Source organism: Achromobacter sp. 18P8.1.1, assembly GCF_057799415.1.
On record NZ_JBYOKH010000020.1, the window covers coordinates 35,570 to 51,365 of the forward strand.

Consider the following 15,796-nt stretch of genomic DNA (forward strand, 5'->3'; position numbering starts at 1 on the left):
GGGCCAGCCGTCCGGTCACACCACCCGAGTCAGCACCTTTTCATCTCGGAACCAGCCATCCAGGTTGGCGACCATCAAGTCCGCCATCGCGCGGCGGGTTTCGTGCGTGCCGCTGGCGATGTGCGGCAGCAGCACCACGTTGTCCATCGCGTTCAGCGCGGCCGGCGTTGCCGGTTCGTGCTCGAACACGTCCAGGCCCGCGCCGGCGATGCGTTTGTCCTGCAAGGCGCTGACCAGCGCGATTTCGTCCACGACCGTGCCGCGCGCGATGTTGATCAGCCAGCCCTGGGGCCCCAGCGCGTCCAGCACTTCCGCATTCACCAGGTGGCGGGTCGCACTGCCTCCGGGCACGGCCAGCACCAGGAAATCGCATTCGGCCGCCAAGGACTTGATATCCGGGCAATAGCGGTAGCCGGCCGGGGCGTCGGCGCGCGGTTTGCGGCTGGTGTACAGGATTTCCATGTCGAAGGCCGCGGCGCGGCGGGCGATCTGCAGGCCGATGTTGCCCAGTCCGGCAATGCCGCAGCGCTTGCCGCTCATGCGTGTGGCAAGCGGAAAGCCTTCGTTCGGCCAGCGGCCGGCACGCACGAAGCGGTCGGCCTCGACGATGCGGCGCGGCGCCGCCAGCATCAACGCCAACGCCGTGTCGGCGACGCAAGCGTCCAGCACGCCGGGCGTGTTGGTGACGACCACGCCGCGTTCCTGGGCGGCTGCCAGGTCGATGGTGTCGTAGCCCACGCCAAAGCTGAAAATGCCCTCCAGCGCGGGCAACGCCTCGATCAGTTCGCGGGTGGCGCCGAAGCGGCCGCTGGTGGCGATGCCGCGAATGGACGGCCCATGTTCGCGCAGCAGGGCGGCGGGATCGGCGGCTTCCCACAGGCGGTGGACGCGATAGCGGAATTCCAGATCGGCCACCAGCTCGGGCAGCAAGGGGCCGACCATCAGCAGGTGGGCGGAGGAGGCGGGCAGGGAATCTGTCATGGATACGGCTTATGAGAAAGGCCCGGTGACCGGGCCGGATGGGGATCAGTTCGTCTGGATATTACGGGTCTTGATGATCTGCCCGTAGCGCGCGCGTTCGCTGGCGGCCAGCTCTTGCAACTGCTGCGGGGTGGAACCATGCGCGACCGCGCCTTGGGATTCCAGCTTGGTTTTCATGGCGGGGTCGGCAGCAATCTCTCGGATCGCTTGCGACAGCTTATCGATGACGGCGGGCGGGGTGCCGGCCGGCGCCAACACGGCGGTCCAGGATCCGGATTGCGCGTTCTTCACGCCAGCTTCATCAATGGTCGGCACGTCTGGCATGGCGGGCGATCGTGCGGCGCCTGTCACCGCCAGCGCCCGCAACTTGCCGCCTGTCACGTAGGGCATGGTTTCCAGCACCGAGGCGAACAGCATGTCCACGCGGCCCGCCATCAGGTCCGTCATGGCCGGGCCGCCGCCTTTGTATGGCACATGCATCAGGTCCACGCCGGTGGCTTGCTGGAAGATCTCGGCGGACAGGTGCGGGGCGCCGCCGGTGCCGGAACTGGCAAACGTGTGCTTGCCGGGTTCGGCACGTGCCAGCGTTACCAGTTCGGCCACGTTCTTGGCCGGCAGCCCCGTGGGCACGACCAGCACGAAGGGCAGGTCCGAGAAAAGCGAAACGGGGGCGAAGGCCGTCGCCGGATCCGAATGCAGCTTGTAGATCCACGGGTTGATGGCCAGCATCCCGGAATTGGCGAACAGCAGGGTGTAGCCGTCGGCCGGCGAACGCGCCACCAGATCTGCGGCGATCTGCCCGCCCGCGCCCGGGCGGTTGTCCACCACCACTGACGACGCCAGTTTGTCGCCCAGGGCGGCCGCCAGCAGCCGTGCCGAAATATCGGTGCCGCCGCCCGGTGAAAAGGGGACGATCAGGTTGATCGGGCGCTCCGGATACCCGGCGGCGCTGGCGTTACACGGCAACGCGGCGGTGGCGGCCAGGGCCAGCGCCGCGGCGATGAGCCGGACGCGTTGTCGCGCGATGGGGGTTGTCTCCATGTCTCTCTTCTCTTTTTTTGGTGTGGGAAGCGGCGTCTGCCGCGGAAAAGCGTGCTGCGTAGGTGCTCCTTTGATTCCTGCGGGCCGGCGGGCGGCCTTGTCGCCGAGTATAGAAACGGCTGTTGATGGATAGCCGTTCGAGCTATAAATAGCATTGATCAATTCAAGAGTTGAATCGATGGAATTCCGTCAATTGGAGTGTTTCATCGCCGTCGCCGAAGAACTGCACTTCGGCCGGGCGGCCGAGCGGCTATGCATGACGCAGCCGCCGCTATCCCGGCAGATCCAATTGCTGGAGCAGGATCTGGGCGTGACGCTGTTCGAACGCAATAGCCGGCAGGTGCTGCTCAGCGCGGCAGGCAGGCGCTTCTTGCGCGACGCGCGGCACTTGTTGGAATTTTCCGCGCGCGCCGCCGCTACCGCGCGGCGCACCTCCGGGGGCGAGGCCGGGCACATCACGCTGGGTTTCACCGCGGTCGCGTCGTACCGGCTGATGCCGTCGATGATCATGCAGGCGCGCAAGCTGCTGGCCGGCGTCGAGATCCAGCTTCGCGAAACCGTCAGCACCGATCTGGCGCGCCTGCTGCTGGCGCGCGAACTGGACGCCATCCTGGCGCGCAGCGTGCCGCAACAGGCCGGCATCGAATCGCGGCTGGTCGAACGCGAGCCCCTGGTGCTGGCGTTGCCCGCAGGCTCCCCCTTGTGCGAACACGACACCGTGCCGTTGCGCCTGTTGCAGGGCCAGCCTTTCGTGCTGTATTCGCCCCGGGAAGGCAAATACTTCTATGACCGCATCGTGGGGGCGTTCGGCTTGGCCGACGTGCAGCCGGACTACGTACAGCGTGCGGGGCAGACGCACACCTTGTTGGCGCTGGTGCGGGCCGGCTTGGGCGTGGGCATCGTGCCGGATTCGGCGCGGGAACTGCGATTTGAAGGGGTGGAGTTCCGGCCGATCGGCCAGCGGGATTTGTACGCGGACATGTATCTGGCCTGGCACGCGCAGCATGACAATCCGGCGCTGGACGCGTTCCTGCAGCGGGTGGCGGGCGTCGCGGCCAAGTGAGTAGACGGGGCGGCCGCGACGGCGGCCGTCACATCTGCATTTTCTTCTTGCCCAGCAAGGTCAGCGCCAGGCTTCTGCCTGTGCGCATGAAGGGGTAGAGCGCCGTCGACAGGCACGGGTTGCGGAAGACGGCGGCGTTGACGCTATTGAAGAAATCGTTGCCGGTGCTGATCAGCGCCAGCCGGTTGATGCAGTCGGCGCCCCAATAATCCTGGCCGTCCAGATGCAGCAACATGCCCTGGTTCAGGTCGTACCCCTGGGCCTTGTAGGCTACCGCCAGATCCGGGTGGTCGCGCATATTAAGCAGGTCGATAGGGCCCACGGCCTTCTGCAGTTGCAGCATCCGCACGTAGTTCGAGCAAAAGGGGCAGTCTCCGTCATACAGCAGGAAGTTCTTGGCGATGGCCATGGCGCACCCTATAGTTTTGCGCGGGCGCGGGAATCCCGCCCGCCTGTACCGATTAAAGCGCATTTCGTCCGTGATAAAAAAGTGCCCGACCCGTCGCGCTAGCGGCGCCCGCATTCGACACTCAAAGGGATGTACTTCAGCATGACCACCGCAAAGATTCCCCTGGACCGGTTTCCGACAGTCCCGCTCGTCGGCGCGCCCACGCCGATCCAACGCATGGATCGTCTGGCCGCAGCCTTGAAGGGGCGCCTGCAAGGCGTGCAGCTCTACGTCAAGCGCGATGATTTCATGCCCTTGGGCGGGGGCGGGAACAAGCTGCGCAAGCTGGAATTCCTGTTGGGCGACGCCTTGGCCCATGGCGCCGATACCGTCATCACCGTGGGCGGGCTGCAGTCGAATCATGCGCGCCTGACGGCGGCGGCCGCGGCGGTCACAGGCCTGGCCTGCGAACTGGTCCTGTCACGCGCCGTGCCCAGGGACGACGCAGAATACGAGCACAACGGCAACATGCTGCTGGACCCATTGTTCGGGGCCCGGGTCACTATCGCACCGGCAGGCACGGACAGTCTGACCGCCGCCCAGGCGCGTGCGGAAGCGCTGCGCGCCCAAGGTCGGCGCGTTGTCGTGCTTCCCACCGGCGGGTCGACGCCGCTGGGCAGCCTGGGATACGTCAGCTGCGCCCAGGAAATCCTGAACCAGGAACGCGAACTCGGCGTGGAGTTCTCAACCGTGGCGGTCGCCAACGGCAGCGGCGGGACGCAAGCCGGTCTGGTGACGGGCTTTCACGCGGCGGGCCGAGACCCCGGCCTGGTTCAGGGATATGGGGTTCTGGCCGTCGAAGCTCAGACCATCGCCACGACCCACGCCTTGGTGGCCGGCGCGTGCGAGCTGCTTGAGCTGGAGTCACCCGCCGTATCCGCAATCCGCGTGAATGGATCGCATCGCGGTGAGCACTACGGGGCGGCCACATCGGGAATGCTGGACGCGGTCACGACCGTTGCCCGGTCCGAGGGCTGGTTGCTGGACCCCGTCTACAGCGGCAAGGCATTCGCGGGCTTGCTGGCCGATATCGAACAGGGCAAATACGCGCCCGGCTCGAACGTGCTGTTCGTAATGACAGGCGGCCAGCCTGGCCTTTTCGCCTATCGCAGCGCCTTCGAGCCCACGCGGGCGACTGGCGCCGACCGCGGCTAGGCCTTCACGCTTCGGGCCCCGCACCGGGCAGGTCGGCCGACGCCTGTTGGCCGCGTTGCGCGGCGCCACGGTCCTGCGCCCGCCACCGCGCGCGCAATCCGGCGATCTGGCGCAACGCCTGCTGCGACATCTTCCACCAGCCGAACGGGCGCGGATCGGCCAGCATGCTCATGGCGCGGGCGTAGTCCAGTGTCAGCCCCGGCGTCCAGGCCATGGTCATGGCGCGCTTGCGGATCTGCGAGGCCACCCAAAGCTCTGGCGTCAACAGCAGCCGGATCAGCACGCGCCATCCCGCCCGGCTGCCGTGCAGCCGGCCCACCACGCCGTCCAGCGCGGCATCAAGCGCCCGCGCCACCGAGCTTGAACAATTGCGGTGGGTCAGGTTGTAGGTGCTGTTCTGCCGGTACTCGTTCCAGAACGCGGCCAGTTTGTCGGGGTCGTAATTCCGGATGCGCACGCGCATGGTGGACGGGCACCAGGCCTTGGATTCGGTCGCATAGTCGGGTTGGTAGACACCGGGGATGTCGTTGTCGGGCGTCGCGCGCAACAGGTTGCCGAACTCATCGGGCGACCGGTCGATTTCTTCCTTGGGATACAGGCTGATATAGATGCCTTCCGGGGACTCCAAGGCGGCGTGGCCGGTAGAGATCACGCCGTTCACATCGACGGCCGCGATGTAGCGGTCAACGACGGGATAGTTGCGCGTTTGTGCCTTGGCCGAGCCGGACGGCGTCCAGACGTGGACGGTCAGCGCCCGCTCGGAATCGGCGGGCGGGCCGTCCCACACGGGCGACGCGGCCGCCGGCGCGGCCGGCAGGAAATCCGAAGAATCGTTGGCGGCGAAGGCCGGGTTCGAGGCCAGGTGCTTGACGCGCCGCGCCAGCCACAGCAGTTTCAGGCCCGCAATGGCCAGGAACAGGCCCAGGCAATACGGCACCGTGCCGACGTAATTGGTGGGGTAGGGCTGGAAGAAGAAAATGGCCAGCAGGATTTCGGCCACCCCTCCGGCGAAGGCGTAGCGCCAGCGGTCGTAGCGCACGACATAGGCGGCCAGGCATTGCAGAACCCCGTCCATCAGGAACAAGGCGCCGAAGATCATCGATAGCGCGAAGTGCCCGTGGTGGTGCCCGATCAGGATCAGCGTGCCCGCCAGCAGCACGAATACACCCTTGGTGTAGCGCAAGACGCGCTGGCCACCCACGCCGGAAGAGGCGATCAGCAGCGTGGCCAGCCCTTCAATAATAAAGAGGACGGCAAAGGCATTCAGAGGGAAGTAGAGCGCGTTGTCCAACGCGTCGATGAAGACGCATATGCCTGCCGCCAGAAAGAATGCGCCGACTGCGAACAAGGCGCGCCAGCGTTTGCGCAGATAGGGGACTCCCAACAGCAGCAATACAAGTTGTGGCATGCCAGCGGTCCGGAAAGGGGAAGGCGGATACGAGCTCAGAACTGCATGGTACCGAAACCCGGTCGATTCTGAACACGTTAATGCAATCCTTCAATACGGTTTCCCATCCGATTCCGCAGACCGCAGGGCCGCCGGGTAGCGTGCCCTGCAACGATTCGTCTTAATCGGGCGCTGGCCAGGCCAGGCCCATCGCGTAGGCGCGCACGTCCTGCGGCCACGTGGCAATGCACTGCGCAAAGCGCTCGCGGTCGTCTGCATAGAGCGCCCGGGTCGCGTCCTCGAAACTGGCCAGGTTGCCGGCCATGCTGGACATGAATCGGTAGGCCGCTTCCTGGCGCAGGCGCTGCTCGTCCCGCGCCTCGTTGTCGCGGCGCGCCTGCTCGACCAGCTTGCGCAGCGCCACCGAGGCGCCGCCGGGTTGCGCGCCCAGCCAGTCCCAGTGCCGCGGCAGCAGGGTGACTTCACGCGGCACGACGCCCAGCTTTGGCCGGCCACGGCCGCGGGGTTGTGCATCCGCTGCATCGACAGCGTCGGGTTCGACGGCGGGCAAATCGGCGGCAGGCGGCGGCGCATGGCGCGCGGCGATTTGCGCGTCGTCGCCGCGCAAGTCCAGGTCCGTCTGTTGGCCCGTGCCGTCCTGAAAGACCAGCACCGCCTCGCGGTCGGACGCATTCGTGGCCCGTTTGACGGCCAGCGCCACGTCGGCCAGGGGCCCCGCGGCCAGGATGCGGTGGCCTTCGAAGGCGGTGTAGGAAAGGGGGGAGGCAGTGCTAGACATGGCGGTAGGGTTCCGTGCCCGAGTGGAGTTAAGCTGGTGCGGATTATGATCCGGGTAAAAATATAAGTCAATATTGCCCGGGTATAATTATCCTTCGAGTGAGATTGTTCACTAGAAATGGGGGTCGCATCGCCAGCCGGTTCGTTGCATTCGCTGACTTGCCAGACTGCAAAAATTCCGTACAAACCTAGGGTCAACACCTAGTCAAAACATGCAGGCGGCGTATAATCTTGCTTTGCGCCCGGAGTTACCCATGCGTCTCGTTCAAAAAGCGCTCACCTTCGACGATGTGTTGTTGGTGCCTGCGTATTCCGAGGTGTTGCCGCGCGACACCTCCCTGGCCACGCGCCTGACTCGCAATATCAGCCTGAATATCCCCCTTGTGTCCGCCGCCATGGACACCGTCACCGAATCGCGTCTGGCCATCGCCATGGCGCAAGAGGGCGGCATCGGGATCATTCACAAGAATTTGTCCGCCGATGCCCAAGCCCGTGAAGTGGCTCGTGTGAAGCGCCACGAATTCGGCATCGTGATCGATCCGGTCACCGTCACCCCCCAGATGAAAGTGCGCGACGCCATTGCGTTGCAGCGCCAGCATGGCATCTCGGGCCTGCCGGTGGTCGAAGGCCGCAAGCTGGTCGGCATCGTGACCAACCGCGATCTGCGTTTCGAAGAAAACCTGGATCAGCCCCTGCGCAACATCATGACGCCGCAGGAACGCCTGGTCACCATGAAGGAAGGCGCCACGCTGGATGAAGCGCAGGCCCTGATGCACAAGCACCGTCTGGAACGCGTGCTGATCGTGAACGACGGCTTTGAACTGCGTGGCCTGGCCACCGTCAAGGACATCGTCAAGAACACCGAACACCCGATGGCCAGCAAAGACGGCCAAGGCCAGTTGCGCGTTGGCGCAGCGGTTGGCGTGGGCGCCGGCACCGAAGAGCGCGTGGAAAAGCTGGTCGCGGCAGGCGTTGACGTCCTGATCGTCGACACGGCCCACGGCCACTCCAAGGGCGTGCTGGAAGGCGTGCGCTGGGTCAAGCAGAACTACCCCAAGGTTGAAGTCATCGGCGGCAACATCGCCACCGCCGCCGCCGCGCGCGCGCTGGTCGAGTACGGCGCCGACGGCGTCAAGGTCGGTATCGGCCCTGGCTCCATCTGCACCACGCGTATCGTGGCGGGTGTGGGCGTGCCGCAGATCCATGCCATTTCCGAAGTCGCCAAGGCGCTGGAAGGCACGGGCGTTCCGCTGATCGCCGACGGCGGCATCCGCTACTCGGGCGACGTCGCCAAGGCGCTGGCCGCCGGCGCATTCGCCTGCATGATGGGCGGCATGTTCGCCGGTACGGAAGAAGCACCGGGCGAAGTCGTGCTGTTCCAAGGCCGCTCGTACAAGTCGTACCGTGGCATGGGCAGCCTGGGCGCCATGACGGACGGCTCGGCCGACCGCTACTTCCAAGACCCGTCCAACAACGCCGACAAGCTGGTTCCGGAAGGCATCGAAGGCCGCGTCCCCTACAAGGGCAGCGTCCTGGCCATCATCTTCCAACTGGTCGGAGGCATCCGCGCCTCGATGGGCTACTGCGGCGCCGCAACCATTGACGACATGCGCACCAAGGCCGAATTCGTGGAAATCACCTCTGCTGGTGTCCGCGAGTCCCACGTGCACGACGTGCAGATCACCAAGGAAGCGCCTAACTACCGCGCCGACTGATCTACACAGTCAACTACAATGTCATGCATTACGCACCGGCAGAATCGCAAAATCTTGTAGCGGTTCTGCCGGTGCGGTTTTATTTCTAACGGGTAGAGTCTCCATGCACCAGCGCATCCTCATTCTTGACTACGGTTCGCAAGTCACCCAGCTGATCGCCCGCCGCGTGCGCGAAGCCGGCGTCTATTCTGAAGTTCACCCGGGCGACGTCGACGACGCCTTCGTGCGCGAACAGATGGCGCAAGGCCTGAAGGGCATCATCCTGTCGGGCAGCCACGCTTCCGCCTACGAAGAAGGCTCCATGCGCGTGCCGCACGCCGTGTTCGAGCTGGGCGTGCCTGTCCTGGGCATCTGCTACGGCATGCAGTCCATGGCGCAGCAACTGGGCGGCGTGGTCAGCTTCTCGGACCACCGCGAATTCGGCTACGCCGAAGTCCGCGCTCATGGCCACACCAAGCTGCTGGACGGCCTGGCCGACTTCACCACGCCTGAAGGCCACGGCATGCTGAAGGTCTGGATGAGCCACGGCGACAAGGTCACCGAGCTGCCCCCGGGCTTCAAGCTGATGGCCTCCACGCCGTCGTGTCCCATCGCCGGCATGGCCGACGAAGACCGCCGCTTCTACGCTGTCCAGTTCCACCCCGAAGTCACGCACACCGTCCAAGGCAAGGCCCTGTTGGCCCGCTTTGTGAACGAGATCTGCGAATGCCAGGGCGACTGGAACATGCCCGACTACGTCGCCGAAGCCGTTGCCCGCATCCGCGAGCAAGTCGGCACCGACGAAGTCATCCTGGGTCTGTCCGGCGGCGTGGATTCGTCCGTTGCCGCGGCGCTGATCCACAAGGCCATCGGCGACCAGCTCACCTGCGTGTTCGTCGACCACGGCCTGCTGCGCCTGGACGAAGGCAAGCAGGTCATGCAAACCTTCGCCGAAAACATGGGCGTGAAGATCATTCACGTCGATGCCACCGCGCAATTCATGGGCAAACTGGCCGGCGTCGCCGACCCGGAAGCCAAGCGCAAGATCATCGGCCGCGAATTCGTCGAAGTGTTCCAGGAACAAGCCGGCAAACAGCAAAGCGCCAAGTGGCTGGCCCAGGGCACGATCTACCCCGACGTCATCGAATCCGCTGGCGCCAAGACGGGCAAGGCCACCTCCATCAAGTCGCACCACAACGTGGGCGGCCTGCCGGACACGCTGAACCTGCAACTACTGGAGCCGCTGCGCGAACTGTTCAAGGACGAAGTCCGCGAACTGGGCGTGGCCCTGGGCCTGCCGCCGCAGATGGTCTACCGCCACCCGTTCCCCGGCCCCGGCCTGGGCGTGCGGATCCTGGGCGAAGTGAAGCATGAGTACGCTGAGCTGCTGCGCCGCGCGGATGCGATCTTTATTGAAGAACTGCGTAATACCAAGGACGAAGCCAGCGGCCTGACCTGGTACGAGCTGACGTCCCAAGCGTTCGCCGTGTTCCTGCCGGTCAAGTCGGTGGGGGTGATGGGCGATGGCCGCACGTATGAATACGTGGTGGCCCTGCGTGCGGTGCAGACGTTCGACTTCATGACCGCCGACTGGGCGCCGCTGCCGCATCCGTTGCTGGCTCGGGTTTCGTCGCGGATTATTAATGAAGTCCGCGGGATTAACCGGGTGGTGTACGACGTGTCGAGCAAGCCGCCGGCGACGATTGAGTGGGAGTGATTTAAGGTCCTTGGGGGACTATCGTCAGCTATCGAAAAATGACGTAACGTATTGATTTAAAAGGAATTGCGTCGCGGCAGCTATCGGTAACTATCGCCGGGCAGCGGAACAGGTTGACGATAGAACTGACGGTCAGAACCGGGGGTCCGATCAAGACCTTCCCGTTGGCGCGGGTGGCCTTGCAAGTCAACGTGGCGAAGGAAGGGCGGCGGCTGCCGCGCTCGGAGTCAACGGAGCTGGAAGCCTTGGTAGGTTGAAGGCCGTTGTCCGGCCTCATGCCTCGCTCGAACCCGCCCGCACAGGGCGGGTTTTTCGTTGGTGGACATCCGGCCTGGCGGTGTGGCCGCGAGGTGCCTGCTTTCGTTCTTCGACCCATGCCTCCACTTCGGCCAAGTCCCACACCACGCAGCGCGGCGTCAGGTTGAACCTGCGCGGGAGCTCGCCGCGGCGCTCCATTTCGTAGATCGTCGTTTCGGCCAGGGGGACGATCTGCCGCAGTTCATGGCGGCGGATGGTGCGGCGGAAGGGAAGGGGGCTGCACTTCGGGAACTGGGGCAGCGCCTCGTAGGCTTCCGTGCCTGGTAAGGGAAGTGACTGGCCAGTGTTGGCGCCGGCTGCGTTGGATGCTTGCGGTAGCTGTTCCACCTCGTACTCCATGAACTTGCTGCATGGAGGCATGGTGCGGTTCAGCACCTATCGCGACAACTTGCTGTGGCGTAGAGGGGAGAACTCCGTGCGTTCATAGGCGCATGTGCAGGGCGGAGTGCCAAACGCTGGGGCGTCCCGGCGTTCCGCCGGCGCGCTGTCGTGCTGCGCATCGAGCCTCGCTGCGCGAGTCTCGCCCCATGCGGGCTTCCATCGTTCCCTCGCTTTGCTCGGCTGACGCCCTCGACCCTTTCGGGCCTGCGCGCTCCGCTTGCCGAAAAACCCAGCGTGTCTGAATGGTGTGAGGGGGGGGGTCTTGCTGTGTCCCTTCACCGTATCACGGCGGTCTTGCCGTCAAGGGCTGCGCGCCGATGGCGCTTGCGTCCTGGCGGCCGTCTTCGACCCCTGACTGCTGCGCTGCGCCGTGATGGCGACGGTTCCGGACAATTCTGCCTGAGTAACCGGAGACCATCATGGAAGACAAATCCTACGTTTCGCTGGAACAGCGCGCGTGCCTTGTGTGGTGCTTCTTTCGGCACTGGCAGCCTGCTGCTGGACAAGCGCCTGCGCGCGAGCATGAAGCGCCATACGACGACGGGCTGGGGCCTGTGCCTCGAACATCAGAAGCTATCCGACGATGGCTTTGTCGCGCTGGTTGAGTGCGACCCCGAGCGCAGCGGCGTGGCGGCGGGTGGCCGCCTGAAGCCCGAGCGGGCGTACCGGACAGGCCGCGTGGCGCATCTGCGGCGCGCGGTGTTCGCTCAGGTGTTCAACGTGCCGATCGACGACAAGCAGGCTTGCGTGTTCGTCGAGCCTGGCGTGATCGACCAGTTGCAATCGATGACGGCACCGGTGGCAAGCTGATCGCGCCGCGCTGCTTTCGGCACGCCGCTCCTATTGGGGCGGTGTGCCGTGTCTTGCGTCGTAAGCGGTTGCGCTACTCACCACCGCCGACGACCGCGGCCAATGCGGCGCTGCCCAGCGCCTTCACTGCGTCAAAGGTCAGCTCAATGCCCTTGTCCTTCGCAGTGGTCTTGATGCGCTCCCAAATGGCCTTGCTTCGGATCGTTTCCAACAGCTCATGTCCAGCCCAGGTTAGCCCTGTCGCAAGGACAGCATCGCCACTCATACTGCTGGCATCGGCGCCTTCGACATATCCCGCCTTCCATAGCAGGACGCCGTGGGCAGCTTTCTCTGGCTCCGAGCTTCCGCTGGCGTGGCCGTACTGGATCTCCTCGAATCGCGCGCTATCCAGGGCTTCGACTTCGATCAACACTTCACGAATGAGATCCCAGTTTCTTTTCATTCGGTCTCCACGTACTCGGGGTGACTTGAGGTGGTAATCCCCCCGCAAAAGCGATGAGGTCAGAAGTAGAATTTTGTCGTTGAGGAGTTCTACCGCATGAAGAAGTCGAGATTTACGGATAGCCAGATCATTGAAGCCATCAAGCGCGTGGAGGCTGGTCTTGCCGTTCCTGAGCTGTGCCGAGAACTGGGCATCTGCTCGGCTACGTTCTACAAGTGGCGTTCCAAGTATGGCGGCATGGACGTATCGCTGATGGCGCGGATGAAGGAGCTGGAGGCCGAGAACGCCCGGCTGCGCAAGATGTACGTCGAGGAGAAGCTCAAGGCCGAGATCGTGACGGAGGCGCTAGAAAAAAAGTGGTGAGGCCATCTCGCCGCCGCGAGATGGCCCAACGTGCCGTGCAGGATCTTAGCGTATCGATCCGGATGGCCTGCGAGGCGTTCGGGGTCAGCCAGACTTGCTATCGGTATGTCGCCAAGACGGACGCCGAGAACGAGGAGGTCGCCAACTGGCTGCTACGTCTGACATACAACTACCGCAACTGGGGCTCTGGTCTGTGCTTCCTGTATCTGCGCAATGTTCGAGGCTTTGGCTGGAACCATAAGCGTGTGTACTGGATCTATCGAGAGCTCGAATTGAACCTGCGGATCAAGCCGCGCAAACGGCTGATTCGGCAGACGCCCGAGCCACTGACCGTGCCGACCAACGTGAACCAGGTATGGTCGATGGACTTCATGCATGACCAGCTTGCCGATGGGCGCAGCATCCGCGTGTTCAACGTGATCGACGACTTCAGCCGCGAAGCGCTGGGCATTGAGGTTGACTTCTCGCTGCCGTCCGAGCGCGTGATCCGCACGCTCAAACAGATCATCGGCTGGCGGGGAAAGCCCTTGGCCATTCGGTGCGACAACGGGCACGAATACCTGAGCGCGGCAATTGTCGATTGGGCCGGGGCATGGGGCATAAAGCTTGAATATATCCCAGCCGGGCAAGCCACAACAGAATGCCTACGTCGAACGGTTTAACAGGACCGTGTGCTACGAATGGCTGTCCCAATATCACTGGGAAGATCTGGACCACGTACAGCGCGTCGCCACGCAGTGGATGTGGTCCTACAATCACGAGCGCCCAAATATGGCTCTGGGCGGATTTACCCCAAAACAGCGGTTGGCCATGGCCGCGTAGCCTTCCTACTTCTGGCAATCGCTAAAAATGGGGGGATTACCGCTTGACCCGCGCCGACAGCAAGCGCCCCGGCCTTGAACCGGGGCGCTTTGCGTTGTGTGGGGGCGCATCGAGGCGAAGGAAAACTGCGATCAGCACCGCGCCCAGGCCATCCCGTCCTGGGCACGGTGGAAAGCAAAACCGGGCGCGGCACTGGCCGTGCCCGGTTTTGAAACGAGCTATTGCTGGGAATTCGGAGTGTCAGATTGCGCATTCGTTGAGGAATGAGCCTCTTGTTCTCGTTGCCACTGACGACGCATCCGATTCGCTTGGCGACGCTCATGCAGCCTATCAAAACCACTAAACACATCTAATTTCGTGCGTTTTTGGCCTTTGGCAACTGGACTCCAGTTTTCTTCAATTTTCTTGATGTTTTTGGCGATCTCAACCAGTGGCTCATCTCCGAGACGACTGACTCCCTCATGGTCGAGCATACTCAAGGAGTATGAATTTTTCTGACGCTGTTGGCTGGACGCATCACGCTTCCAGCTAATGTCAACTTCGTAGGTTTTGCCCTTCAGTCGTCCGAATTCAGACAAATAACTCACCATGCCTTGACCGGGTTTGAGGACGCTGATTTTCTGAAATGGGATTTCGATCCGGTCTCCGCGTGCCTCCCCATTTTCTAGTGGAGGATCGAAAGCGATCGAAATGTCATATGCTGTCGCATTTCCGGTGTTGTCGATGTGAATATCAAAATGCCGCATTGACCACCGATTGGGAGTGAGTGTCACGACGACATGTGGTTGAGCCGCGGCTTCAGCCATTCTTGTCGTTTCATGCGCAAGAGTCTTGGTTACGCGCCATAGAAAAAAAGTTGCGACAGCGGTAACTATTGTTCCTAGGACACCGCCCAAGGCAATAACAGTATTAACCCAAGAGGGCATGCCTTCCATAAGATTTCCTCTAAATTATTCGGTGACGTATCGTTTCGTGGCAGTTTAGCGCGACCCACCAGAAACTATGAGCGTTCCGGCACGTTGCGCCGTCGGGCTTTGCTGGCTTCGCCCCGTGCCGACTTCGTCGTCACGGCCTGCGGCTTCAATCCCTAACGCAGCTTCGCGCCCCTGCAGGGCGCCGCGCGCTGCGCTTGCCCTCCAGGGGAAGCCTTGCGGACTATCCCCACCGCGCTGCGTTTGGCGCCCCTCGATACCGCCGAACCGGCGTTGCCGGATCAGGCCGAGCGATCGGTCCACCGCGATATCAGATGGCGGCGTGGAATTCTTCGTAGATCCCGCTCGGGTGAGAAAAACACTTTCTGATAGCCGCTACAGCTTTACGCAGATCGAAAAGTTGCTGGCCGAACTGCGAGCCGCAACGATCACAATTGAAACGCCGCAATTTGATTTTCCAATCATCGGCGGATTAGTCGACCAGGGTATCCCTTCACCCAAGACACGTCATGATCCTCTGACAGGGGGAGAGCGGAACCTATGGCGGGTGCGGCTTGGAATTGCGCTAAAGATGCTTCTTGAGCATGATCTGAGCCTCTACTACGATCCTGCCCCCATTGCCCGCCTCCAGCACGGCATCAGCCAAGCAGTAGCTCGACACGTGTTGAGCCACAAAGTAGTGCCAAGAGGCCGTTGGTATCTCGGTACTCTTATCGTGGCCGTTGCCGGTGATGCCCCAGCAAGGCAATGCGCGATGCACGATTCAGGCTCAGGGAAGAGGCAGAAAAACTGAAGGCGCTAGGTCTGATTATCGACGGCGTGAGGGTAATAAAAAGGAGTGCTGATAACGCTTAAAGCGTCGCACACCCGCCCGGAGTTAGCAGTTTATTCATGATAATCAGTAAAAGCGGGAAGTAGCCTTGAACTGTACCGGCTGGACGGCAAGTTGTGTGTTGTACGGGTGCGGGCAAGCCCGTACCCGTCCACCGCTGCCTTTTATTCGCCTTCGGCTCGACGTATCTTGCTCTGCGAGGCGCCCCGCCGCTGCGGCGTCTAATGGCAAAGGCACATAAACAACAGGAGTAACCATGCCATACCGCACCAATGAAAAAGCACCTGCTCGACGATGTGGGAAGCCAATAGGCGCGGACGCTGTTGATGTGGAGAGAATAATGTTGGAGTTTCGAAGGTTGCAGGGGGCCATAGGAACGAAGATGGGGGCGATTTTTAAAGCTCACAGGTAAATTTCAGCTCTGATCGCTTCCACAGGGATCGGTAGCCGCTTAGCTGTTTGTGTGACTGTTCTGAGTTTGACGCCACACTTGGTTCCTCAACGGATAGTATTAGCGGGCCTTAGCTCGTATGTTTCTAGGGTAAATGGTGAAAAGCAAATGAGAGATCGACCGCGCATTGAGGCAATGTCTGAGGCGCTTTGTGCCGACCC

13 protein-coding genes and 2 pseudogenes are annotated in these 15,796 nt (G+C 62.8%); 7 read left to right on the forward strand and 8 right to left on the reverse strand.

Features of this window, described 5'->3' with window-relative positions; translation table 11 throughout:
- Positions 1–15: 15 nt before the first annotated feature.
- Together AC27VE_RS14695 and AC27VE_RS14700 are read right to left on the reverse strand one after the other, a co-directional pair.
- Positions 16–981 (reverse strand): 2-hydroxyacid dehydrogenase, encoded by a 966-nt coding sequence (locus AC27VE_RS14695; protein ID WP_488704277.1) that lies wholly within the window; start codon positions 979–981, stop codon positions 16–18.
- A 45-nt stretch (positions 982–1,026) separates the two neighbouring features.
- Positions 1,027–2,022, reverse strand: a complete 996-nt coding sequence (locus AC27VE_RS14700; RefSeq protein ID WP_315131298.1) for a Bug family tripartite tricarboxylate transporter substrate binding protein — start codon at positions 2,020–2,022, stop codon at positions 1,027–1,029.
- Positions 2,023–2,200: 178 nt separating this feature from the next.
- On the opposite strand from AC27VE_RS14700, the gene AC27VE_RS14705 reads away from it, so the two are divergent.
- Positions 2,201–3,085 carry a LysR family transcriptional regulator gene (locus tag AC27VE_RS14705; RefSeq protein WP_006224228.1) on the forward strand — a complete coding sequence of 295 codons (885 nt, stop codon included), beginning with the start codon at positions 2,201–2,203 and terminating at the stop codon, positions 3,083–3,085.
- Positions 3,086–3,113: 28 nt separating this feature from the next.
- Here AC27VE_RS14705 and AC27VE_RS14710 read toward each other — a convergent pair whose 3' ends face one another.
- Positions 3,114–3,494, reverse strand: a complete 381-nt coding sequence (locus AC27VE_RS14710) for a DCC1-like thiol-disulfide oxidoreductase family protein (RefSeq protein WP_006224229.1) — start codon at positions 3,492–3,494, stop codon at positions 3,114–3,116.
- A 141-nt stretch (positions 3,495–3,635) separates the two neighbouring features.
- Here AC27VE_RS14710 and AC27VE_RS14715 point away from each other — a divergent pair, with 141 nt between their 5' ends.
- Positions 3,636–4,688, forward strand: a complete 1,053-nt coding sequence (locus tag AC27VE_RS14715; protein ID WP_488704278.1) for a D-cysteine desulfhydrase family protein — start codon at positions 3,636–3,638, stop codon at positions 4,686–4,688.
- Positions 4,689–4,692: 4 nt separating this feature from the next.
- Here AC27VE_RS14715 and AC27VE_RS14720 read toward each other — a convergent pair whose 3' ends face one another.
- Both AC27VE_RS14720 and AC27VE_RS14725 read right to left on the reverse strand, forming a co-directional pair.
- The gene (locus AC27VE_RS14720) at positions 4,693–6,096 is read right to left on the reverse strand and encodes an HdeD family acid-resistance protein (protein ID WP_427962018.1); all 1,404 of its coding nucleotides are present in this window, start codon (positions 6,094–6,096) and stop codon (positions 4,693–4,695) included.
- Between the two features lie 160 nt (positions 6,097–6,256).
- A complete protein-coding gene (locus AC27VE_RS14725) occupies positions 6,257–6,874 on the reverse strand; it encodes a DUF2239 family protein (protein WP_488704279.1) in 618 nt (205 codons plus the stop codon).
- A 253-nt stretch (positions 6,875–7,127) separates the two neighbouring features.
- Between AC27VE_RS14725 and guaB the strand changes: the two genes are divergently transcribed.
- Both guaB and guaA read left to right on the forward strand, forming a co-directional pair.
- Complete coding sequence (guaB, locus tag AC27VE_RS14730; protein ID WP_006224233.1) at positions 7,128–8,588, forward strand: IMP dehydrogenase; 1,461 nt, start codon at positions 7,128–7,130, stop codon at positions 8,586–8,588.
- 103 nt (positions 8,589–8,691) lie between these two features.
- Complete coding sequence (gene guaA, locus AC27VE_RS14735) at positions 8,692–10,284, forward strand: glutamine-hydrolyzing GMP synthase (RefSeq protein ID WP_006224234.1); 1,593 nt, start codon at positions 8,692–8,694, stop codon at positions 10,282–10,284.
- 273 nt (positions 10,285–10,557) lie between these two features.
- Here the strand turns inward: guaA and AC27VE_RS14740 are convergent, their stop codons facing one another.
- Entirely contained in the window at positions 10,558–10,941 is a 384-nt protein-coding gene (locus AC27VE_RS14740; protein WP_488704315.1) for a helix-turn-helix transcriptional regulator, read from the reverse strand.
- 461 nt (positions 10,942–11,402) lie between these two features.
- Between AC27VE_RS14740 and AC27VE_RS14745 the strand changes: the two are divergent.
- A pseudogene (locus tag AC27VE_RS14745) lies at positions 11,403–11,793 on the forward strand (ATPase).
- Positions 11,794–11,866: 73 nt separating this feature from the next.
- Here the strand turns inward: AC27VE_RS14745 and AC27VE_RS14750 are convergent.
- Positions 11,867–12,235: a DUF2513 domain-containing protein gene (locus AC27VE_RS14750; protein WP_488704280.1), complete on the reverse strand. Its 369-nt coding sequence runs from the start codon at positions 12,233–12,235 to the stop codon at positions 11,867–11,869.
- Positions 12,236–12,331: 96 nt separating this feature from the next.
- Here AC27VE_RS14750 and AC27VE_RS14755 point away from each other — a divergent pair.
- Positions 12,332–13,420, forward strand: a pseudogene (locus AC27VE_RS14755) (IS3 family transposase).
- 218 nt (positions 13,421–13,638) lie between these two features.
- On the opposite strand, the gene AC27VE_RS14760 reads toward AC27VE_RS14755, so the two are convergent.
- A complete protein-coding gene (locus AC27VE_RS14760; protein WP_488704281.1) occupies positions 13,639–14,355 on the reverse strand; it encodes a hypothetical protein in 717 nt (238 codons plus the stop codon).
- Between the two features lie 319 nt (positions 14,356–14,674).
- On the opposite strand from AC27VE_RS14760, the gene AC27VE_RS14765 reads away from it, so the two are divergent.
- On the forward strand, positions 14,675–15,145 hold the full coding sequence (locus tag AC27VE_RS14765; protein WP_488704282.1) for a hypothetical protein: 471 nt from the start codon (positions 14,675–14,677) through the stop codon (positions 15,143–15,145).
- The last annotated feature ends 651 nt before the right edge of the window (positions 15,146–15,796 follow it).

Bases quoted from the DNA above. Each gene is read 5' to 3' on its own strand.
- guaA (WP_006224234.1), top strand. From the start codon at position 8,692: ATGCACCAGCGCATCCTCATTCTTGACTACGGTTCGCAAGTCACCCAG.
- guaB (WP_006224233.1), top strand. From the start codon at position 7,128: ATGCGTCTCGTTCAAAAAGCGCTCACCTTCGACGATGTGTTGTTGGTG.
- AC27VE_RS14725 (WP_488704279.1), bottom strand. From the start codon at position 6,874: ATGTCTAGCACTGCCTCCCCCCTTTCCTACACCGCCTTCGAAGGCCAC.
- AC27VE_RS14705 (WP_006224228.1), top strand. From the start codon at position 2,201: ATGGAATTCCGTCAATTGGAGTGTTTCATCGCCGTCGCCGAAGAACTG.
- AC27VE_RS14710 (WP_006224229.1), bottom strand. From the start codon at position 3,494: ATGGCCATCGCCAAGAACTTCCTGCTGTATGACGGAGACTGCCCCTTT.
- AC27VE_RS14760 (WP_488704281.1), bottom strand. From the start codon at position 14,355: ATGGAAGGCATGCCCTCTTGGGTTAATACTGTTATTGCCTTGGGCGGT.
- AC27VE_RS14700 (WP_315131298.1), bottom strand. From the start codon at position 2,022: ATGGAGACAACCCCCATCGCGCGACAACGCGTCCGGCTCATCGCCGCG.
- AC27VE_RS14695 (WP_488704277.1), bottom strand. From the start codon at position 981: ATGACAGATTCCCTGCCCGCCTCCTCCGCCCACCTGCTGATGGTCGGC.
- AC27VE_RS14740 (WP_488704315.1), bottom strand. From the start codon at position 10,941: ATGGAGTACGAGGTGGAACAGCTACCGCAAGCATCCAACGCAGCCGGC.
- AC27VE_RS14715 (WP_488704278.1), top strand. From the start codon at position 3,636: ATGACCACCGCAAAGATTCCCCTGGACCGGTTTCCGACAGTCCCGCTC.
- AC27VE_RS14750 (WP_488704280.1), bottom strand. From the start codon at position 12,235: ATGAAAAGAAACTGGGATCTCATTCGTGAAGTGTTGATCGAAGTCGAA.
- AC27VE_RS14720 (WP_427962018.1), bottom strand. From the start codon at position 6,096: ATGCCACAACTTGTATTGCTGCTGTTGGGAGTCCCCTATCTGCGCAAA.